Source organism: Blautia marasmi (assembly GCF_900258535.1).
Classification (GTDB): Bacteria; Bacillota; Clostridia; order Lachnospirales; family Lachnospiraceae; genus Blautia; species Blautia hominis.
Genome location: NZ_OIWX01000001.1, coordinates 1,596,014 through 1,616,658 on the forward strand (window position 1 = coordinate 1,596,014; position 20,645 = coordinate 1,616,658).

General features: G+C 46.1%; 14 protein-coding genes, 1 CRISPR repeat array and 1 riboswitch. Of the genes, 1 reads left to right on the top strand and 13 read right to left on the bottom strand.

Translation table 11 applies throughout. From position 1 onward, the window contains the following. Positions 1–32 precede the first annotated feature (32 nt). The 6 genes from guaA (C6P39_RS07070) to spoIIID form a co-directional block, all read right to left on the bottom strand. Positions 33–1,577, bottom strand: coding sequence for a glutamine-hydrolyzing GMP synthase (guaA, locus tag C6P39_RS07070; RefSeq protein ID WP_104803282.1), 1,545 nt, complete (start codon positions 1,575–1,577; stop codon positions 33–35). A 164-nt stretch (positions 1,578–1,741) separates the two neighbouring features. Beyond that, complete coding sequence (locus C6P39_RS07075) at positions 1,742–2,644, bottom strand: cation diffusion facilitator family transporter (RefSeq protein WP_095176171.1); 903 nt, start codon at positions 2,642–2,644, stop codon at positions 1,742–1,744. A 114-nt stretch (positions 2,645–2,758) separates the two neighbouring features. Continuing rightward, positions 2,759–2,853: riboswitch (NiCo riboswitch) on the bottom strand. 76 nt (positions 2,854–2,929) lie between these two features. Beyond that, a complete protein-coding gene (locus tag C6P39_RS07080) occupies positions 2,930–3,607 on the bottom strand; it encodes a pentapeptide repeat-containing protein (RefSeq protein ID WP_095176172.1) in 678 nt (225 codons plus the stop codon). Positions 3,608–3,693: 86 nt separating this feature from the next. After that, the gene (gene guaA, locus C6P39_RS07085) at positions 3,694–4,995 is read right to left on the bottom strand and encodes a glutamine-hydrolyzing GMP synthase (protein ID WP_104803283.1); all 1,302 of its coding nucleotides are present in this window, start codon (positions 4,993–4,995) and stop codon (positions 3,694–3,696) included. A 76-nt stretch (positions 4,996–5,071) separates the two neighbouring features. Then, positions 5,072–6,406, bottom strand: coding sequence for an MATE family efflux transporter (locus C6P39_RS07090; protein WP_104803284.1), 1,335 nt, complete (start codon positions 6,404–6,406; stop codon positions 5,072–5,074). Between the two features lie 84 nt (positions 6,407–6,490). Continuing rightward, positions 6,491–6,748: a sporulation transcriptional regulator SpoIIID gene (spoIIID, locus tag C6P39_RS07095; RefSeq protein ID WP_065544272.1), complete on the bottom strand. Its 258-nt coding sequence runs from the start codon at positions 6,746–6,748 to the stop codon at positions 6,491–6,493. Between the two features lie 423 nt (positions 6,749–7,171). Continuing rightward, a CRISPR array of direct repeats spans positions 7,172–8,130; the repeat unit is 32 nt; unit sequence ATTTCAATCTACGCTACCGCGAAGGCAGCGAC. A 259-nt stretch (positions 8,131–8,389) separates the two neighbouring features. Here spoIIID and C6P39_RS07100 point away from each other — a divergent pair. Beyond that, complete coding sequence (locus C6P39_RS07100) at positions 8,390–9,745, top strand: putative ABC transporter permease (protein WP_104803285.1); 1,356 nt, start codon at positions 8,390–8,392, stop codon at positions 9,743–9,745. A 221-nt stretch (positions 9,746–9,966) separates the two neighbouring features. Here C6P39_RS07100 and C6P39_RS07105 read toward each other — a convergent pair whose 3' ends face one another. The 7 genes from C6P39_RS07105 to C6P39_RS07135 form a co-directional block, all read right to left on the bottom strand. Next, positions 9,967–11,853, bottom strand: coding sequence for a plasmid pRiA4b ORF-3 family protein (locus C6P39_RS07105; RefSeq protein ID WP_104805876.1), 1,887 nt, complete (start codon positions 11,851–11,853; stop codon positions 9,967–9,969). A 216-nt stretch (positions 11,854–12,069) separates the two neighbouring features. Further along, positions 12,070–13,365: a ComEC/Rec2 family competence protein gene (locus C6P39_RS07110; RefSeq protein ID WP_104803286.1), complete on the bottom strand. Its 1,296-nt coding sequence runs from the start codon at positions 13,363–13,365 to the stop codon at positions 12,070–12,072. Positions 13,366–13,458: 93 nt separating this feature from the next. Then, complete coding sequence (locus C6P39_RS07115; RefSeq protein WP_095176177.1) at positions 13,459–13,965, bottom strand: O-acetyl-ADP-ribose deacetylase; 507 nt, start codon at positions 13,963–13,965, stop codon at positions 13,459–13,461. A gap of 382 nt (positions 13,966–14,347) precedes the next feature. Next, on the bottom strand, positions 14,348–15,706 hold the full coding sequence (locus tag C6P39_RS07120) for an MATE family efflux transporter (RefSeq protein ID WP_095176178.1): 1,359 nt from the start codon (positions 15,704–15,706) through the stop codon (positions 14,348–14,350). Between the two features lie 96 nt (positions 15,707–15,802). After that, positions 15,803–16,909 (bottom strand): lactonase family protein, encoded by a 1,107-nt coding sequence (locus C6P39_RS07125; RefSeq protein WP_158661481.1) that lies wholly within the window; start codon positions 16,907–16,909, stop codon positions 15,803–15,805. A 25-nt stretch (positions 16,910–16,934) separates the two neighbouring features. Next, the gene (locus C6P39_RS07130; protein WP_104803288.1) at positions 16,935–17,918 is read right to left on the bottom strand and encodes a Gfo/Idh/MocA family protein; all 984 of its coding nucleotides are present in this window, start codon (positions 17,916–17,918) and stop codon (positions 16,935–16,937) included. Between the two features lie 312 nt (positions 17,919–18,230). Continuing rightward, on the bottom strand, positions 18,231–20,510 hold the full coding sequence (locus C6P39_RS07135; protein ID WP_104803289.1) for a glycoside hydrolase family 3 C-terminal domain-containing protein: 2,280 nt from the start codon (positions 20,508–20,510) through the stop codon (positions 18,231–18,233). Positions 20,511–20,645 lie beyond the last annotated feature (135 nt).

Below are 20,645 nucleotides of genomic sequence, written 5' to 3' on the forward strand. Positions count from 1 at the left end.
GCGCAAATACGCCATTTCCAGGGCTTACTTTACTATTCAAACTCAATCGTAGCCGGCGGTTTCCCCGTACAATCATACATAACCCGATTAATACGCTTCACCTCATTCACAATCCTACTAGTCACCTTCCCAATCACATCCCAAGGCACCTCCGCGCTCTCAGCCGTCATAAAGTCCGTAGTAGTAACCGCCCGCAGCGCCACTGCATAGTCATAGGTTCTCTCATCCCCCATAACCCCCACAGACCTCATATTCGTCAAGGCCGCAAAATACTGACCTATCTCCTTATCCAGCCCTGCATTGGCAATCTCCTCGCGCCAGATAGCATCAGCCTCCTGCACCATCTCCACCTTTTCCGCAGTGACTTCCCCGATGATCCTGATCCCAAGTCCAGGACCCGGGAACGGCTGACGGAACACCAGATAATCCGGAATTCCCAGTTCAAGACCGGCCTTACGCACCTCATCTTTAAACAGATCACGAAGCGGCTCAATAATCTCCTTAAAATCAACATAATCCGGCAGACCACCCACATTATGATGTGATTTGATCACCGTAGACTCTCCGCCCACGCCGCTCTCCACAACGTCAGGATAAATAGTTCCCTGTACCAAAAAGTCAACGGTTCCGATTTTCTTAGCTTCTTCCTCAAACACCCGGATAAACTCTTCGCCGATAATCTTCCGTTTCTCTTCCGGCTCTTCCACGCCCTTTAACTTCTCATAAAACCGTTCCTGTGCATTCACTCTGATAAAGTTCAGATTATAAGGACCCGCCGGTCCGAATACAGCCTCAACCTCATCCCCTTCATTCTTCCTTAAAAGTCCATGATCCACAAACACACAGGTAAGCTGGTTCCCTACCGCCTTTGACAGCATAACAGCCGCCACAGAGGAATCCACACCGCCGGAAAGCGCACACAACACTTTACCTTCTCCGACTTTCTCCTGGATCGCTTTAATACTCTCCTCCACAAAGGAGTCCATCTTCCAGTCTCCGGAACATTCACACACATTATATACGAAATTGGAAAGCATCTTCTTGCCTTCCTGCGTATGCAGCACTTCCGGATGGAACTGGACAGCATACAGATTCTTACCCGGATTCTGCACCGCTGCAACCGGACAATCAGAGGTATGGGCAATAATCTCAAATCCAGGTGCTTCTTTTGCAATATAGTCATTATGACTCATCCAGCAAATTGTCTTCTCGGACACATTCTCAAACATTTTGGAAGACTGTTCCACCGTAACTTCAATCTTTCCATATTCCCTGACAGGCGCTGTGCCTACCTGACCACCCAACAAGTGCATCATAAGCTGCGCACCATAGCAGATTCCCAGAACCGGAATTCCCAGCTCAAAGATTTCTTTTGTATATGTGGGGGAATCCTCCAGATACACACTGTTAGGACCACCTGTAAAAATAATTCCCTTAGGCTGGATTTCTTTTATTTTTTCAATATCTGTTTTGTAAGAATATATCTCACAATATACATTGCATTCCCGAACACGTCTTGCTATTAACTGGTTATACTGGCCGCCAAAATCAAGTACAATTACGGTTTCTCTCTTCAAAAAAGTGCCCTCCTGTTCTTTCGCATTCCTCAAAATCAGATTTTATTATAAAATATCCCGCTTCAATTTACAAGAAAATTTCCTTTCCATATTCTAAAAACAGAATATCTGACAAAAATCGTCCCTGCAAAGCCCCATTCTTAGTAAACCTTACTTAGAGTGTGTCAAACGGGATTTACATGAACCATGCAGTGTTTTACCAGCGGAAACTCCTTTTCAATGGCATCATGCACCTTCTGTGCAATCTCATGCCCTTCCTCCAGAGAAAGGGTTCCGTCCGCGGAGATTTCAATATCCACATACATTTTTGCACCAAACAGCCTGGTGTGCAGCATATCAATATTTAACACACCTGCCTGCTCCGAAATAATACCGCGCATCTGCTCCAGCGTCTCGTCATCACAGGATTTATCCACCATCTTGTCTATAGCATCCTTGAATATATCATAAGCCGCTTTTCCGATAAATAAACAGATGATCACACTGGCGATAGGGTCTAAAATAGGATAACCCAATCTGGCCCCCAAAATACCGGCAAATGCACCGACCGATGAGAGGGCATCCGAACGGTGATGCCATGCTTCAGCCATGAGCGCTCCCGAATTGATCTTTTTAGCTGCTGACCTGGTGTACCAATACATCCATTCCTTAAATACAATAGAAACAACAGCTGCCACAAGTGCGATCACTCCCGGAACCACCGCACTGCTGCTGTTCCCTTTTATGATCTTCTCCAAACCGCTGATTCCGATACCAAGCCCTGTTGCCAGCAAAATCACAGCCAGCACAATAGCTGCCACACACTCCAGCCTGTCATGCCCATACTGATGGTTCGCATCCGATTTTCTTTTCGAGATGCTGATTCCCAGCACGGCAATGATAGTGCCAAACACATCGGAAGCGGAATGTACCGCATCAGAAATCATAGCCCCTGAATGCCCTATAATACCCGCAAGCAGCTTAAATAGTGACAACACCACATTGCCGGCCACACTGACTCCGGATACGTGAAGTGCAATCTTCTTTGCCTTTTCGTCTGTTACAAATTCTTTTCTTACCTGTTCCATTTTAAATCCTCCCCGGTATTGATTCTTTATACTGCATAACTTCCTCTGCCGCTTCTTAATACCCGGGCTGTTTCCAACCATTTTAAAAAGCACCTGTGGAACAATAAAGTAATCTACTGTCCCACAGATGCCCTATGCTCATCTGCTGTCACTAAAAGTGACCCGGCTATACGGATGCCCAGCATCCGTGCCTGCTCAGTTTGTACTGTAATTTAAATGCAGTGCAAAGAAGTTTATGTTATTTTATGCCAGAGCAGGCCCATTAGTCAATGCTAATTTTTATATTTAATTTTCAGTCTCTAATTCCTTGATCACAATACCCATCCGTTTTGCACAGACAATGGCCTGTGTCATGTTGAGCACTACACCCCGCAGTTCTTCCTTGCCATCAGATATGATGATCCTGTCCATATCACAGTCAGACATATCCACACCTTTAAGCGCAGTTTTGAAAAAGCTTGCGCCGGCAAGTTTTACCTGATGTAAGTCCAGATTATCCAGCCCGCATTTACTCAGGCTTGACTCTTCCAGATTCGTGTCTTTGATCTTGACATAGCTCATTCTGGACGCATCCAGATTCATGTCAGAAAGATTACATTCCAGAAAGGACACATGACGCATAAGACTACCGTAAAAATCAGCTCCGACAGCCTTGCAGGACTGAAAGGAACATCTTTTAAAATACACATCCGTGAGGCTAGTGTTGGAAAAGTCGCAGTTCTTAAAACGTACATCAGTAAAACTGGCTTCATCGAAGAAACAGCTTATAAACTTACAGTTTTCAAAAGCCATTTTTTTGAAGCGAAGCAGTTTTCCATCAAACTTAGTGATAAACACTCCCTTAAAACAGCAGCCTGTAATTTCTTCCTCAGATATTTTTGCATCTTCCAGAACAGAAACTACATCTTCTGTGACTGGAAGTTTCACAGGCGCTTTTGGTTCTTGAAACATCTTACTGTTCATATTTTACCTACATTTCTCTTTCGTTTTAAATTTTAATGCAATACATTAACCACAAATATCCGCACTTTTTGCCTCAACATTTCGGGTTATTCCCATTCAATCGTAGCGTTTGGCTTTGGACTCATATCATAGCAGACACGGTTCACGTTTTTGACTTCTTTCATTATACGGTCAGTAATTTTAAGAAGTACCTTCCAGTCAACCTGCTCAATCGTTGCGGTCATGGCATCCACTGTATTGACTGCACGGATGATCACTGGATATTCAAAGCTTCTGGCATTGTCACGTACACCGACTGATTTGAAATCCGGAACAACGGTGAAATACTGCCATACTGTTTTATCCAGACCTGCATTCTTGAATTCCTCACGCAAAATCGCATCTGATTCGCGCACTGCCTCAAGACGCTCCCTGGTAATTGCACCCAGGCACCGAACGCCAAGCCCCGGTCCCGGGAACGGCTGTCTGTACACCATTTCTTCCGGAAGCCCAAGCTCAATCCCACAGGCACGTACCTCATCTTTAAATAACTGTTTCAGAGGTTCCACCAGTTTAAACTGTAAATCCTCAGGCAGGCCGCCCACATTATGATGGGATTTCACCATTTTGGCTGTTTTTGTCCCGCTTTCCACAATGTCAGGATAAATGGTTCCCTGTCCCAGGAACTCAATCCCTTCCAGTTTTCTTGCCTCTTCCTCAAAGACACGGATAAATTCCGCACCGATTATTTTTCGCTTCTGCTCCGGATCATCCACATTTTCCAGCTTTGTCAGGAAACGCTCTGAAGCATCCACATAAACCAGATTTGCATCCATCTGGTCTTTAAACACTTCCACTACACTTTCGGATTCACCTTTGCGCATGAGTCCATGATTCACATGCACACAGGTAAGCTGTTTGCCAATGGCTTTGATCAAAAGTGCTGCGACAACCGAGCTGTCCACTCCACCGGATAAAGCCAGAAGAACCTTTTTATCTCCAACCTGCTCCCTGACGATCTCAATCTGGTCTGCAACAAAGTTTTTCATATTCCAGTTTGCTTCCGCATTGCATGTTTCAAATACAAACTTTTTGAGGACCTCTGCTCTCTGCGCTCCGCACAGGCCCTGGTATTTCTCACTGCAGGATGCCGGCTCATGGTCAATTGCCATTACAGGGCTGCCTGCCTGGTAAATTTCCTGTCTAACATCAATGCGGACACCGTCAACCATATGGTTCGGTCCGCCGTTAATGATGATTCCTTTTACATTCGGGAGCTTTTCCAGCTCTTCTTTGGTAATATCGTGGGGATAAATCTCACTGTACACACCCATATCCCGGATTTCTCTTGCAAGTACAGTGTTCTCTGTGCTCCCCAGGTCAAGAATAACAATCATATCCTGTTTCATCAATACTTTCTCCTTTTGTATTTTCATATATTACACTGCCCATGAGAAATATATCTCCGGCAGATGTATACTCTGATCAGACAAGTGACTGGTGCTGCCATTTCCCTCTTATGTAGCGGACCGTAAAACAAACAGCGCGGAACAGCCAATCAATGGTCATGGCTACCCACACGCCAAATACGCCCCAATGCAGTTTCACTCCCAGCAGTACCGAGAATCCAATGCGGAAAATCCACATGGAAACAATGGCAAGGAGCATGGTAAAACGTACATCAGCTGCTGCACGCAGAGTATTCGGAAGTGAAAACGACAATGGCCATATGGTCACCACACATATGGAATGGTATATCAAAATTTTATAAGCGTAATTACTGGCCTCTGCTGATAACCCATAGGCTCTGATGATGAAAGGCATAACAAGCATTAACAATATGTTTATCCCTATCAGGGAAACATAGGCAACCTTCATCAGTTTCTTCGTATAATAATGTACCTGTTCAAAATCATTTGCCCCAACACACTGAGCCCCCACTGTCAGCAGTGCAAATCCAATGGACATTCCCGGCAGGACCGCAAATGTTGCCACATTGTTTGACACAGCATTCGCTGCAATGGATGCAGTTCCAAATCCGGTGACAATACTGAGCACCAGGATTTTTCCAAGCTGGAACATACTGTTTTCCAAGCCGTTTGGTATGCCGATATACAGTATTTTCTTCAGAAGCATCCAGTCTGTTTTAAACGAAAACGGATGGTGGATATGCAGAATTCTGCTCTGATTATTTAAAAGACACAACATTACTACGCAGGCCACACCTCTGGATACAAGCGTAGGAATCGCAACACCCTCCACGCCTCTGTGAAAGCCGTAGATGAGCAGCGCATTTCCTCCCAGATTGATGGCATTCATAAGCAGGGACGTCTTCATGGCAATAGTTGAGTTCCCCATTGCGCGGAAAATAGACGCGCCTGCATTGTATAAGGCGATCATGGGTACAGACGCAAATACGATCAACAGATAAACATTGCAGTTGTACATAACGTCTGCTTCAATCTTTCCAAATACACCATTGATAATAAGATTCTTCCCAAGATATCCAAGCACCATAATGATACAAGATGCTTTCAGGGTAAAGGACAGCAGTTGGTTGGTTGCTTGGCAGGCATTCTCAGCTTTCTTTTTCCCGATGAACTGTCCTGCGATAACGGCTCCTCCTGTAGCCAGTGCTGTAAAAATGTTGATGATCAATACCATAACCGTATCGATCAATGATACACCTGAGACGGCAGCCTCGCCCACGCTGGCCACCATAATAGAATCGGCAAGTCCTACAAACGCCTGCAGAAACTGGTCGATAATCAGCGGTATGATCAGCTTCCGCAAATCCGCATTTGAAAAGAATCGATTCATTTGTCTTCCCCTCACAATAAACTTTTGTATTTTGATAGGAACAATTATACGCCCATATTTTTTTCAAAACAAGAGTCTCTTTTGTTATTTTTGCACCTTGTGCAGATATTTTTCCCTGGTAGCCATCCCGCCGCGGATATGACGCTCCTGCTTGTTCACGTCAAGAACCTTTCGGGCGCATTTAGCCAGCGAAGGATTAAGCTGCAGCAGACGCTCTGTAACGTCCTTGTGGACCGTACTTTTGCTCACCTTGAACTCCCTGGCGGTCTGGCGGACGGTTGCGTTGTTTTCAATGATGTAGTTGGCTATGGATATAGCACGTTCTTCTATATAACTTTTCAAGGAAAAATCTCCCGGAAACGTTGTTTTTACAATGTATGCCGGGAAATTTGGTTGTATGTCAATGCAAATTATTACTTAATGTAGTGTAGGATATTTGATCATACATGGCTGTAGGATGGCAGGCGACGATTGCTATTGCCATCTGGATATCAGTTTTAATTCAATTAACTTACGCTACCGCAAAGGCAGCGACTCTATCATGTGATGCAAATGTGGACCGTAAAAAATTTCAATACACGCTACCGCGAAGGCAGCGACACAAAGTAGGCGATAATTGCCCGGCCCCCAGGGTATTTCAATCTACGCTACCGCGAAGGCAGCGACAAAGATTTGCATAGTCTCATTTCAAAATGATGTTATTTCAATCTACGCTACCGGAAGGCAGCGACAGTAGTAAATGAGAATGATGAAGAGATTACACAAATTTCAATCTACGCTACCGTGAAGGCAGCGACACGCTGGGGTGCGAGGCATGTTATAGGGAATTTGAATTTCAATCTACGCTACCGCGAAGGCAGCGACGGACTGGCCCGGCGCCAGTTTGCCACCAGCATGGATTTCAATCTACGCTACCGCGAAGGCAGCGACGAATGAATTATATAAAAATCTTCAGTACAAATATGATTTCAATCTACGCTACCGCGAAGGCAGCGACACGAAGGAGAGCTATTGCAAGTGGTATTTAACACATTTCAATCTACGCTACCGCGAAGGCAGCGACAGGTAATTATGATGACCTGTATTTGCTTAAAGGATTTCAATCTACGCTACCGCGAAGGCAGCGACTAATCTCCTCTTGCGTTGGTATACGGACATTATCATTTCAATCTACGCTACCGCGAAGGCAGCGACTACATCGGCACAGCTTGCAGGCTTAAAGGGTGCTATTTCAATCTACGCTACCGCGAAGGCAGCGACTTGTACCCTTGCAAGTCAATGTCGCAACCAGGATATTTCAATCTACGCTACCGCGAAGGCAGCGACGGGAGACCTAGAACTGAGGAGTATGTTGCAATAAATTTCAATCTACGCTACCGCGAAGGCAGCGACGGAGCTGTTTGTTCTCCAGTGTCTTAGCCACATTAATTTCAATCTACGCTACCGCGAAGGCAGCGACTCTCATAATCGCCCACTATAAACTCACATACACTATTTCAATCTACGCTACCGCGAAGGCAGCGACTATGTCAACAATGGGAAAACGGAACATGTAGGAAGATTTCAATCTACGCTACCGCGAAGGCAGCGACGGAGTGTGAGGCATCTGTGTTTGGCCAGACGTACATTTCAATCTACGCTACCGCGAAGGCAGCGACATTGCAACAAAATCGGAAAATGAGTAAATATATAATTTCAATCTACGCTACCGCGAAGGCAGCGACAGCAAAAATGCATAAACACTCTCACTATTTTTTGTATATAATACCACATTACCCTCACATTTACAATTAATTTCCACTGATTCATCCCATTTCTCCCAAATTCCCTTCTACCTTTAACCGCATATCAAGTGCGAATCCCCCGGCAAATTCATGTGCACTGTCATTTCGCACCAGAAAATCTCCCCCCTATACACTTGACATCTCCCACCCCCACGTATATTGTATATAAAAAGCAACACCACCCCAAAGGAGGCATAACTTGAACTACACACTTTATCAACTTCTATGGTTTTTCTTACTCTATTCTTTCATCGGCTGGACGATCGGCACATCGGTTGCGGCTGTCAGGGAGCATCGGTTTATTGATGTGGGTTTTTTATTTGGCCCTTATTGTCCGGCTTATGGTTTCGGCGCAGTGGCTTTTGCCGTATTTCTGCCGGAGCTTAGAAATCACCTGTTTTTTCTTTTTCTGGGCGGTGTGATCCTTTCATCTGTTATCACATTTTCAACAGGCTTTGTTCTGGAAAAGATATTCCATCGGAAATGGTGGGATTACTCACGAAAAAGATTTCAGTTTGGAGGTTATGTCAACCTTCCCTACACCATTGTATGGGGACTCTCAGCCGTAATATGTATTTCCTTTATCAACCCTTCCCTGAAAGAACTGCTTGCTTTGATTCCTTCCAATCTGGGAACCATAATACTGATCATCCTTTACGTTGTCCTCTGTCTCGACTTGGCAGGAACGGTTATGGCCATCAAAGCCGTGCACTCCAGACTGCGAAAGCTCTCCATTATTGAAGATGTATCCGAAAACCTGCAAAAGGCCGCAGATATGATGGGTGAAGGCCTGACCGGATGGGTACAGAAGCATATGGCTAAGGCTTATCCCAGCCTGGAAGCGAAAGAATTACTGGCTGCCAGACAGGAAAAGGAACGGCAGATGGAGGCAGCCAGAGAGCGTGCCGGTGTATTTGCTGTGGGCTGTTCGTTCTATAAGCTGGTCTGCCTGTTTTTCCTCGGAGCCTTCCTGGGAGATATCACCGAGACTGTTTTCTGCCTTGCAACTACCGGAAAACTCATGAGCCGCAGCAGTGTTGTCTATGGACCTTTCAGCATCGTATGGGGCCTGGGCTGTGTCCTGCTGACCGCTATTCTATATCAATACCGCAGCCGCAGTGACAGCTATATCTTTATCTTCGGTACCATATTAGGCGGCGCTTATGAATACATATGCAGTGTGTTTACAGAGTTGGTTTTTGGCACCGTGTTCTGGGATTACAGCAATATTCCTTTTAATCTGGGAGGCAGGATCAACCTGTTATACTGCTTTTTCTGGGGCATTGCCGCAGTCATCTGGCTGAAATGCCTTTACCCGCTGCTGTCTTCGCTGATTGAAAAAATCCCCAAGAGAGCCGGAATCCCCATAACATGGCTTATGATCCTGTTCATGATATTTAACATGATCATGTCAGGCCTTGCACTGAACCGATACACAGAGCGTCACTCCAATAAATCTGATAATGACAATGCTGTCACCCGTTTTCTGGATAAGAATTTTACCGATGAACGCATGGAACAAATCTATCCGAACGCTATTTTAGTGGAAGATTAAACCATGTATTAATCCAGAAAAAAAGACAAGATTTCGGAAATCACTTCCACATCTTGTCTTTTTTTCTACCCCTGAAAGGATATATTCCGTAACTATTCAGTCGGTCTGCACATGCACTGCGCTGACCATAAAAAGGCATTCGGCAGCCAAACAGAAATCCCATCGTCAAGCCATACATGGGGGTGCCTGTAACTGTGAGGGTACGAAACAGTTTCTATCTTCTATTTTTTCTTACCGCAGCAATGCTTATACTTTTTCCCTGAACCACATGGACAGGTATCATTTGGATATATCTTTTTCCTGCGTTCTTCCTGGAAATCAATAATATCCGCTTTCCCGCCGGGCGTATCACCCAGCGGCTGAAATCCCATCCCGGCTGCCTTCTCCTTTACTTTCTTTACAGACTCAGGACATGACATTTCATCTGGCATATACCCTCGGTTCATTTGCATACGTGTATGATTCCAGACTCTCATCAGAATTTCTGCAAACTGTGGGAATACTGTCTCATCTATCATGACCAAATCGTTTTCCAGATAGTTCATAATGTCCCCAATCTGACCGCCAATACGAATTATGCGCTGAATGTTCCTGCATATATCCCTGGCATCCTCCTCTTTCTCTACTGAAAACTCCTCAAAAAAATCTGCCATTTCATTCATATATCTGTCAAAAGGCACATAAAAGTAACCTCCGAGCGTCTGTATTTCTTCTCTTGTTGGGGTATAATAGGCCTTGATTCCCTGCATGCTTTTCAAATGCTGCATTCTGCCAGCTTCCAGCAAATGTTCCTGAACCAGTTCGTTCCCAACGATTTCAAAATACTTTAAAAATCCGGGGATTTGACCACAAAATTCCCGCAGTTCTGCCTCTGAGATTATATTTCCAGTATTCTTTTCATACATGGAAATCATCCGTTCCAGGGGACAAATTCCATACAGTTCTACACAGGCGTTGATATGATGCAAAATATCCTGCACTCTTTTCCGTTCCTTTTTCCACTCCTCATCGCAATTTTTACGGAAGGCGTCCTTCACATCTTCCGGAACATAAACCACCTCTATGTAGGTTGCTCCAGCATATCCGCTCTCCACAAGATTCCATACATCATCGGATTCATCCACACCTGTATTTCCTTTATCCATAAGGGTCAATTCCGTATCATTCATATACAGGAGGCATCTGCACATAACCTCCTTTGACAAAAGCTTTTCGTATACAAAATCTATTAAATCTTTCTTTAAAAATTTCCTATAACCGGAAAGACCATGTAATTCACAAATCTCCTGCAGATCATCCTTGCGGTAATCCTCCAGAATATCCCTGAGTGTCCCCTTTGCCAAATCGGCTCCCCACGCGTCTTTTAACTGTTTATATTGTGTCTCATACTCCTTAAGGATGTCATCCATTTTAGAAATCATTTTTTCACTCAACGCTTCATCCTTATTATCATTTACACCCTTATTGACACACTGAATCGTTTTGAAGCCGCTGCCCTTCTCTATTAACGCTTCGTAGATCTCGTTCTGAAGCATAGGTCTGCTTTTTTTCTTCTTCAAAGCCATATGTTTCAACGATTTATTTACTTCGCCCATATCATAAACAGAGGTAAAATGCTCCTCTGTCCAGCTCTTCATATTCTCAAACTCCGGATGGGACGAATCCTTTAGAATCTCCAAAAGATCATAATATCCGTAAATACCTCCGCAGTCCTCATATGGCGTTTCTCCCTTATACTTAAGAACAACAGGGTAAGAAAAGGCATAGTCCTCTATAACCTTTTCAATAGTCACCCTATGCTCCCAGTAATCTCCAAAATCGTACACATAAGTAAACCAGTCTTCCTGCTCCATAAAAGGATCTATGAGTGTTTCGGATGCCTTCAGATACTCCATATCATCCAGACCTATGAAATCCTCAAATTCCTCTTCAAGACTTATCTTCAAATGGTAAAATTCAAATTTAAACAAGTGATATCCGCACCACCCCATAACCTCATTGAGGACAACACTGAGCTGCGAAAAACTCAGTCCGGCCGGAACGACAAACCGCCTCCATATGGGCGGATGTGAATTCTTAACTGCAATCTTCATCTGGTATGCTTTCATAATACTGCCCCCTTTTATTTAGAAATCCAATAACTGTTCAGTACCCTCACAGTTACAGGCAAAAATCCATGCAAACTTGCCTTTGGCGATGGGATTTTTGCTTGGCCGTGGTACACTTTCTTACGGTCAGCGCAGTGAATGCGCAGACCTACTGAATAGTTACGAAATCCAATCATATTAACTGTTTCGTTTGTACCTTTTTGATTTATTATAAGCTCATGGCTTACAATTCCCGCATGCCTCATATCCGTTATCCATAAGCTCGTCTTTACTGCCTTTATAATAAGCCTTATTTTCTTCCTTCATCCCCTTCAAAGAAGAGCAGGAAGGCAGGTGGATTTTTTTCGTATGTGTGTTCAATACATAGTCACAGTGCTCCGCATCGCTGTTATTTTCCTCCACATAAGGTTCCTCCTTATCACCGGACGCCGTTCTTGTGCCGGGCGAGTAATCATTACATGGCTCCTGTTCCCAGGATATCGTTTTTCCATCGCTGTGGAGAATGACTGTCCCCTGCTTGTCTGTACGGAATACAGGAATCCCGGCGTCCTCCAACAGCTTTATGGTATCCTGCCTGGGATGCCCGTAACTGTTGCCGTCTCCGCAGCTTATCACCGCGCAGGATGGAGAAATACGCTCCAGAAATCCACTGCTCAGATAAGAACCGTGATGATTCAGCAAAAATACATCTGCCCCAATATCCACACCGGACTCCATCACTTCTTTTTCACCGGTTTTCCCCATGTCTCCTCCAAAAAAGATACGGTTATCCCCATTTTCCACTATGACTCCCACGGAATCCTCATTCTCATCCTCATGTCCGTAGGCAACCGGGGAGATGATTCGTACGGAAGCACTTCCGAGGGTAAATACATCCCCCTGTGACGGGTGTATCTCCTGATACCCCTGTTTATCCATAGCTTCCAGATAAGACTTATAAATGGAAGAATCTGTCTCATAATCAGCCGTTATGACTTTCCCCGCAGGAAACTGGTAAAGCGCACCGATAGCCCCTGCCAAATGGTCCTCATCAAAATGGGAGATCAGTATATAGTCCAGCGCCTCCACATTCTGCCGTTTCAGATAGCTTACAACAAAGGAGGACGCTTTCCGGTTCCCACCGTCTATGAGCATATAGTGTCCGTCAGACTCCAAAAGCGCTGCGTTCCCCTGCCCTACATCCAGATAATGCACCGTCAGCTGTCCACTGCCCGTCGCCGAGCCATCGCCTTCTGTCTGTACAACATCTGCCGCCTGACTGCTTTCTGATGTTTGTCCGCTCTCTGCTGCCTGACTACTCTCTGACGTTTGCCCGCTTCCTGCTGCTCGGCTGTTCTCTGACGTTTGCCCACTGTCCATTGCCTGGCTGCTCTCCGGCGTTTGCCCGCTCCCTGCCGCCTGGCTGCTCTCTGACGTTTGCCCACTCCCTGCTGCCTGCTCCACTGCACTGCATCCGGTCATAAGAAGCGCCAGAACCACCAGTCCGGCTAAAAGATTTTTCCATTTTTTCATTTCTTCAAGATTCCTTTCCTGTCTAATCCATGATGCCTGTTTATCTGTCTATTTTCTCCACAACGCATCTTCTTTTGTAACTATCCAGCGTACTCAATAGTTATCTGCTTTTTTATAAGCCTTTTCCACTCTCTCACTAAAACATACCATAATGATCTCTTCTATATCGGGATACTTTTCCAGTCCTTCCCGAATGGTCTTTACCGCAATACGGGCAGCCTGATCCAGAGGATAACCGTAAATCCCCGTACTGATAGACGGAAATGCCACGGTCTTGCACCCATGTTCATGCGCTAACCGGATGCAGTTTTCATAACAATTTTTCAGCAATTCCGGCTCCCCAAAAGCCCCACCGCTCCAGACAGGCCCCGGTGTATGAAGCACATATTCAGCAGGCAGCCCATACCCTTTTGTTATCTTTGCCTGACCTGTCTCACATCCTCCAAGCCCTCTGCATTCCTCCAAAAGTTCCGGTCCCGCAGCTCTGTGGATAGCCCCGTCAACACCACCGCCCCCTAAAAGGGAACAGTTTGCCGCATTAGCAATGGCATCCACACGATACGTTGTAATATCACCTATCTCAATCTTAAACCTTCCCATACTGACCACTCCTTTCTGGCATTCCCAATTGGCGCGCCATAATTGTTCCTTACCTTCGCTGTTACAGACAAAAACCATCTAAAACTGTCTTTACCATAACACGTTACCTGTCTGCCGAACATTCTAAACTGTAAACTCTGCCTGTCTGCCAATCATTCTAAACTGCAAACTCTGCCTGTCTGCCAAACATTCTAAACTGCAAACTCTGCCTGTCTGCCAAACATTCTAAATTGCAAACTCTGCCTGTCTGCCAAACATTCTAAACTACAAACTCTGCCTGTCTGCCGATCATTCTAAACTGCAAACTCTCCCTGTCTGCCAATCATTCTAATAGGAAAAGTAAATGCACAGCCCTCCCAAATGTCCGCAATCAACCAATCTGTTACGGCACTGAATACTTACGCTTTTTCATGATCTGCCGCAGCTTACACCAGCATACCAGATGTGCTGCCGCAGTGATCACCCAGGTTATGGGATACGACAGATACAAAACAAACAGGCTGTGCTGCCAGGCAAATACGGTAAAGATCCATACGATCCTAAGTCCACAGGCTCCGGTCAGGGATACCAGCATAGGCATAACCGAATATCCCATGCCGCGCAGACTCCCCACCAGCACCTCCATAATTCCGCAAAGAAAATACGGAAGGCATATAATCTTAAGCCGCTGTATCCCATATGCGATCACCTCCGCATCCGAGGAATAGATCCCCAGCAAATGGGGTGAAAACAATACCATAAGACATCCGAAAATACCACCGATGACCGTCACCAACACCAGGCACCTCCACAGGATCTGATCGATCCGCTTCTGATTCCCTGCCCCCATATTCTGGCTGGTAAAACTTAAAGTCGCCTGATAGATGGCATTCATGGAAGTATAAACAAACCCTTCCAGATTGGATGCCGCCGTATTTCCGGCCATAGCAATGGCACCGAATGAATTAACGGATGACTGGATCAGTACATTTGATATGGAAAATATGGCGCTCTGCATCCCGGCCGGAAGCCCAATGCGCACAATGTGCTTCAGCTTGTCCCTGTGCAATTTCAGCTTCTTCAGCTCCAGCCTGCACATGCCCTCCGTATGCATAAGACAGCGCAGTACGAGAAGTGCTGACACTGCCTGGGAAATGATCGTAGCCAGCGCTACCCCCGCCACACCCAGTCCGCACACGATCACAAAAAACAGGTTCAGCACCACATTGATAACCCCAGCCAGCAGCAGATAATACAGCGGCCTCTGGGTATCTCCCGTAGCTCTCAACACCGCCGCTCCAAAATTATAGAGCATCATAGCCGGCATACCCACAAAGAAAATCCTCATATAAAGCACTGCCTGCCCCAACACTTCCGGGGGTGTTGCCATCCATTCCAGCATGGGTCTTGCAAATGCCACTCCCAGAAAAATAAGGATACAACCGCATACAATACTGAATAAAATGGACGTGTGCACAGTCTCACTGACATTCTTAGCATCCTTTGCCCCATAAAAACGCCCCACTAAAACATTTGTCCCAATAGAGCATCCAATAAATACATTGACAAAAAGCTGTATCAGGGAACTGGTAGACCCCACTGCTGCAAGCGCATGGTTTCCTGAAAACCTTCCCACCACCACAATATCTGCAGCATTAAATAAAAGCTGCAGAATACCTGATAAGATAAGCGGCACGGAAAACAGCAGAAGCTTCCCCCAAAGCGGCCCGCTGCACATATCTATCTCATATGACTTCTTCATCTTACTCTTCTTTCCAAGGCGGAAATCTGCCGCCTAACCTCCTATTTTAACCTGAAAGCCGCCTAAAGACCCGGCAGCTCACAGCTATTGATCCTTTTATAATAACCAGACACAGACAGGGCTTCCCACCTGCAGTTCATCCTCCGTTTCCGCCATATGGCAGTCCGTGTGCTTCACAGATAGAAGCTGATCAGAATCCTGGTTTGCGATCACCAGAAATGTATTCCCTGACTCTGTATCTTCAGCCGCAGCAAAGCACCGGGGCGTCTTCCCACCGGAAGGTATACTGCTGTTTGGCGCAATCCTCCCTGCCCCGTCCACATCATATACCGTAATACAGTCAGCGCCTCTGTTGGAAACATAAAGCCTTGTCCCCGAGGAATGGATGCGTATTTCGGCAGCCGTATTAAAAATCCCTCTGTCTTCGGTCACAAGACTGGAAACATCCTGTACCTGCTGCGGTGTACCATTTCCATACTCATATACAAGAACCCTGTTCCCCATCTCCTGCACCACATAGAATATGGGCAGAGAGGGATGATAAACCAACATCCTCGGGCCGTATCCGGGCTTTGTCATCCAGCTTTCCTCCTCTGTAAAGAGCCACCGGCCATCCTGCTCCCTGACCACACAGCGACTGATCCTATCCAGTCCCAGATCACACACCAGCACTCCTTTTCCAAACCGGCATGGATGAATAGAATGCACATGCGGCCCCTCCTGCCGTTCTTCATCCACGGAATGCCCTTGATGCTGGATCACCATGGCAGGCTCCTGAAAGCGCCCCTCCTGACCGATCCTGTAAGCACAGGCAGAACCGCTTCCATAATTACTGATGTACAATATCCCCTCTGTCTCATCCAGATACAGATGACAGGGATTTGTTCCCATGGAAGGTTTCCTGTCCAGCAGCTTCACTGAACCATCCTCCCCCACCTCATAGACACTTACAGCGCCGCTTTTATGCCCTTCATACTCTTCCAGTTCACTGACCGCATAGATTCTTTTTCCGGCTTTATCTGCGCAGACATAAGAGGGGTTTTTTATCCCCTCTATGATCTGTTTCAGCCTTATTTTACCGGATACCATATCTATATCTGCCCAATATATGCCCTGACCATTACCTGCAAAACGGCTTCCGTCACCAAATATAACGGTCTCCGTATACGTGCCGATCAAAAATTCCTGTCTCTCCTTTGACATCCTGCCTCTACTCCCTCTTCTCTTATCACTCAGCGTCCTGCGGATAACGGATTCCGCAGATCCTTCTGATCTCATCCAGTTCTTTCATGATCTGAAGACTCTCTTCCCAGGGCATGACCGGACTCTCCATCCTGCCCTCCTTAAGCATCTTCTGTACCTCCAAAGCCTCATAATGGTATCCGTTCCCCGCCACTTCCACAACTCTTTTTTCTTTCAGCGTATCCGTACGGAAATCTTCATTTGGTTCAAACAAATATACGGTATTCGGACGCCAGAAATACGGTATTTCAAGTTCTGCCTTATCCGTGATGATCACTGCCCTGTTGTCCACTTTTCTATTGATGGAAAATACCATATCCGCCAGGCATCCGCATGGATAAGTCATCTGAATGCATGTATTTAAATCCACTGTCTCCTCATTTTTTTCAGACCATGCATGTATTACATCCGGCGCCTCTCCCAGAAGATACTGTGCAACACTCACACCGTAGACTCCCACATCAAGAAGTGCTCCGCCCCCAAGTCCTGCCTCAAACAGACGCCTTGTCTCTGGTTTGGCAGGCCCGCCAAATGTAAAATGCATATTATGTACTTTTCCGTACACACCAGCCTGTATTTCCTTTCTAAGCCCCCGCATGGCAGGAATGAACCTGGTCCACATAGCCTCCATAAAAAAGGTTTGGTTCTCCTTGGCCAAATGAAGGATCTCTTCCAGTTCCCTGGCGTTCATAGTCACCGGCTTCTCGCACAATACAGGTTTCCCAGCCTTCAGGCAGGCCTTTACACACGAAAGATGCTGAGGGTGGATTGTCCCTACATACACTGCATCCACCTCTTTATCATTTACCAGCTCTTCATAAGAACAGCAGTATTTCTTTGCCTTTATCCCGTAATCATTCCTTCCGGACCTGGATGCCAACACTTCCACCTGCATATCTGCCGCTTCCTCCAGCCCCCTGGCAAACTGGGATGATATAAAACCGCCGCCCATAATTCCCCATCGAAACATATAAATACCTCCTCATCCGTTCAGTCTCGGGTTATTTTTCCTCAATTATACCACAAACGGACAGCCGGGAATATACTTTCCCGCCTGTCCGTTAAAAATATGTAACAGTTCAGACAAGCTGAACCATTACGCATCCAGCCGTAAAAAACGCTTCGCGATGGGCTGGATGCCTGCCGGCACTACTTTTTCATACGGTCAGCGCAGTGAATGCGCAGACCTACTGAATAGTTACCAAAAATGTACTTTTTCAATCATTCCATGAATAAGTCCGCAGACCCGCTTTCAAGCAGCCAAGCCCTGCGCTATATTCCTCTATTTCCCATCCACTGCTGCCTGGAGTTTTGCTATAAGTTCCTGTACTTCCCGTGTACTGACCCCCGCAAAACTTCTGAATGTCCTAAGCGGTGAGTTCTCCATCATTTTAAGAGACATTTCCGGAGAAATGGCTTCACTGGCTGCACTTTCCCCATCATCTCCTGCCCCGATATTTTCCATCATGGTTTTCAACAGCCCACTCATGATCTCTTTCGCTTTAGGCTCTGCCAACAGTTCTGCGACTGTGGTATTCATATGAATCTTTACGGAAATTTCTGTTGTGGAGACAAGCTGTACCGCATCCCTTAAATGGATGTCCCTGGATGAACTTCCCACAAGGATCTCATATGTCCCGGTAGCTGCATACCAGTCTGAAATTTCTGTATTATACCACGCAAAACTTCTCTTATCCAGCTCCATTATAACTGTCTTTTCCTCGCCCGGTTCCAGCTCCACTTTGGCAAAATTCTTCAGTTCTTTCACCGGTCTGCTCACAACCCCTGTCTTATCCGCCACATAGAGCTGCACAATTTCCCTGCCTGCCATGTCCCCCGTATTTTTAACTTTAAGGGAAACGGTCAGCCTGTCCGTATCCTTTATTTCTTTTGCGGAGAGCTTCAGATCACTGTAGGCAAAGGTAGTATAACTCAGGCCATAACCAAAGGGATAGCGAACAGGCATTTCCTTTGTATCATAATAGCGGTACCCAACAAATACGCCTTCCCTGTACTCCACGGTCTTCCCATCTCCGGGGAAATTCAGATAGGAAGGATTATCAGACAGTTTATACGGAATGGTCTCTGCCAGCTTACCGCACGGATTTGCCCTGCCGAAAAGAAGATCCACCTGAGCCTCTCCCACTGCCTGTCCGCACAGGTAGGATTCCAGGATGCCCTTCACATCATCCGCCCAGGGCATTTCCACAGGAGAACCATTGTGAAGGACCACCACGGTATTGGGCTGTACCTTTACGATCTCAGCGATCAGTCTGTTCTGGCATTCCGGCATTCTCATATGCTCCCGATCATACCCCTCCGATTCAAACGCATCGGGAAGCCCTGCAAATATCACAGCTATATCCGCATTCTCTGCTGCTGCAACAGCCTCTGCAAGCATGGCTTCATCTGCCTTATCTTCTTTCACATCATATCCCTGGGCATAGGACACATCCGCATATTTCTTCACAGCCTCCAGTGCGCCGGTCACCTTAAACGAGTTAATGTGTGAACTTCCGCCGCCCTGGAACCTGGGCTTCTCTGCAAATTTACCGATAAATGCAATCTTCTGACCATTCTCTTTCAGCGGCAGAATCCCGTCATTTTTCAGCAGCACCATGGATTCCCTGGCAATCTTTCCCGCCAGTTTATGATCTTCCTCCCTATCGAAGTTTCCGGGCTGTCGGTTATCCGTGAATTTAAAGATAATGTTCAGGATCCTTTCCACTGCAGTATCCAGAACCTCTTCCTTAAGCTCACCGGATCTCACAGCTTCCACGATCTCCGCATCCGTATGTCCGCCGCTTGCCGGCATCTCCAGGTCAAGCCCTGCTTCCAGTCCTTTTACCCTGTCATTGACTGCACCCCAGTCAGACATAACATATCCTTCAAATCCCCACTCGTCTCTCAGGATCTCCGTGAGCAGCCTGTGATCCTCAGACGCAAAGGTGCCGTTGATCTTATTATAAGAGCACATCACCGTATCCGGTCTGCTTTCCTTGACTGCTGTTTCAAATGCAGCCAGATAAATCTCCCGAAATGTCCTCTCATCAATTTCAGAGGAACAGGACATTCTCCTGTGTTCCTGATTATTTGCGGCAAAATGTTTGATGGAGGTTCCCACATTTTTAGACTGCACACCCTTTATATGTGCCGCAGCCATCTGGGAAGCCAGGTACGGGTCTTCGGAAAAATACTCAAAATTTCTTCCGCACAGAGGAGACCGCTTAATATTCACTGCCGGCCCTAAGATCACCGACAGATTTTCTGCCTGGCATTCCTCACCAAGTGTCTCCCCCAAAGTTTCCAGCAGTTCTCTGTCAAAAGAGCAGGCGGTAGCACAGGCAGTAGGAAAACATACTGCTTTGATACTCTCATTTGCACCCAGATGGTCTGCTTCTTTATCCTGTTTTCTAAGTCCGTGAGGTCCGTCGCTGACCATCACCTCAGGGATACCCAGCCTTTCCACACTTTTCAAATGCCAGAAATCCTTACCGGAACACATGCCTGCTTTCTCTTCCAGAGTCATTTGTTTTACAATTGCTTTAACATCTCGCTTCATATTTATCCGCTCCTTTGCATAAATGCACCATGCTTTTTTACCGTTGTGCCGCATGATGAGGTATATCATTAAAATACCACGCAAACGCCCGAATGAATATCATAATCCTGCTGTTTCTATCATATTATTGTCACA

Excerpts from the sequence above, each read along its gene's own strand:
- C6P39_RS07075 (WP_095176171.1), bottom strand. The coding sequence starts at position 2,644 with ATGGAACAGGTAAGAAAAGAATTTGTAACAGACGAAAAGGCAAAGAAG.
- C6P39_RS07080 (WP_095176172.1), bottom strand. The coding sequence starts at position 3,607 with ATGAACAGTAAGATGTTTCAAGAACCAAAAGCGCCTGTGAAACTTCCA.
- guaA (WP_104803283.1), bottom strand. The coding sequence starts at position 4,995 with ATGAAACAGGATATGATTGTTATTCTTGACCTGGGGAGCACAGAGAAC.
- C6P39_RS07090 (WP_104803284.1), bottom strand. The coding sequence starts at position 6,406 with ATGAATCGATTCTTTTCAAATGCGGATTTGCGGAAGCTGATCATACCG.
- C6P39_RS07105 (WP_104805876.1), bottom strand. The coding sequence starts at position 11,853 with ATGAAAGCATACCAGATGAAGATTGCAGTTAAGAATTCACATCCGCCC.
- C6P39_RS07110 (WP_104803286.1), bottom strand. The coding sequence starts at position 13,365 with ATGAAAAAATGGAAAAATCTTTTAGCCGGACTGGTGGTTCTGGCGCTT.
- C6P39_RS07115 (WP_095176177.1), bottom strand. The coding sequence starts at position 13,965 with ATGGGAAGGTTTAAGATTGAGATAGGTGATATTACAACGTATCGTGTG.
- C6P39_RS07120 (WP_095176178.1), bottom strand. The coding sequence starts at position 15,706 with ATGAAGAAGTCATATGAGATAGATATGTGCAGCGGGCCGCTTTGGGGG.
- C6P39_RS07125 (WP_158661481.1), bottom strand. The coding sequence starts at position 16,909 with ATGTCAAAGGAGAGACAGGAATTTTTGATCGGCACGTATACGGAGACC.
- C6P39_RS07130 (WP_104803288.1), bottom strand. The coding sequence starts at position 17,918 with ATGTTTCGATGGGGAATTATGGGCGGCGGTTTTATATCATCCCAGTTT.
- C6P39_RS07135 (WP_104803289.1), bottom strand. The coding sequence starts at position 20,510 with ATGAAGCGAGATGTTAAAGCAATTGTAAAACAAATGACTCTGGAAGAG.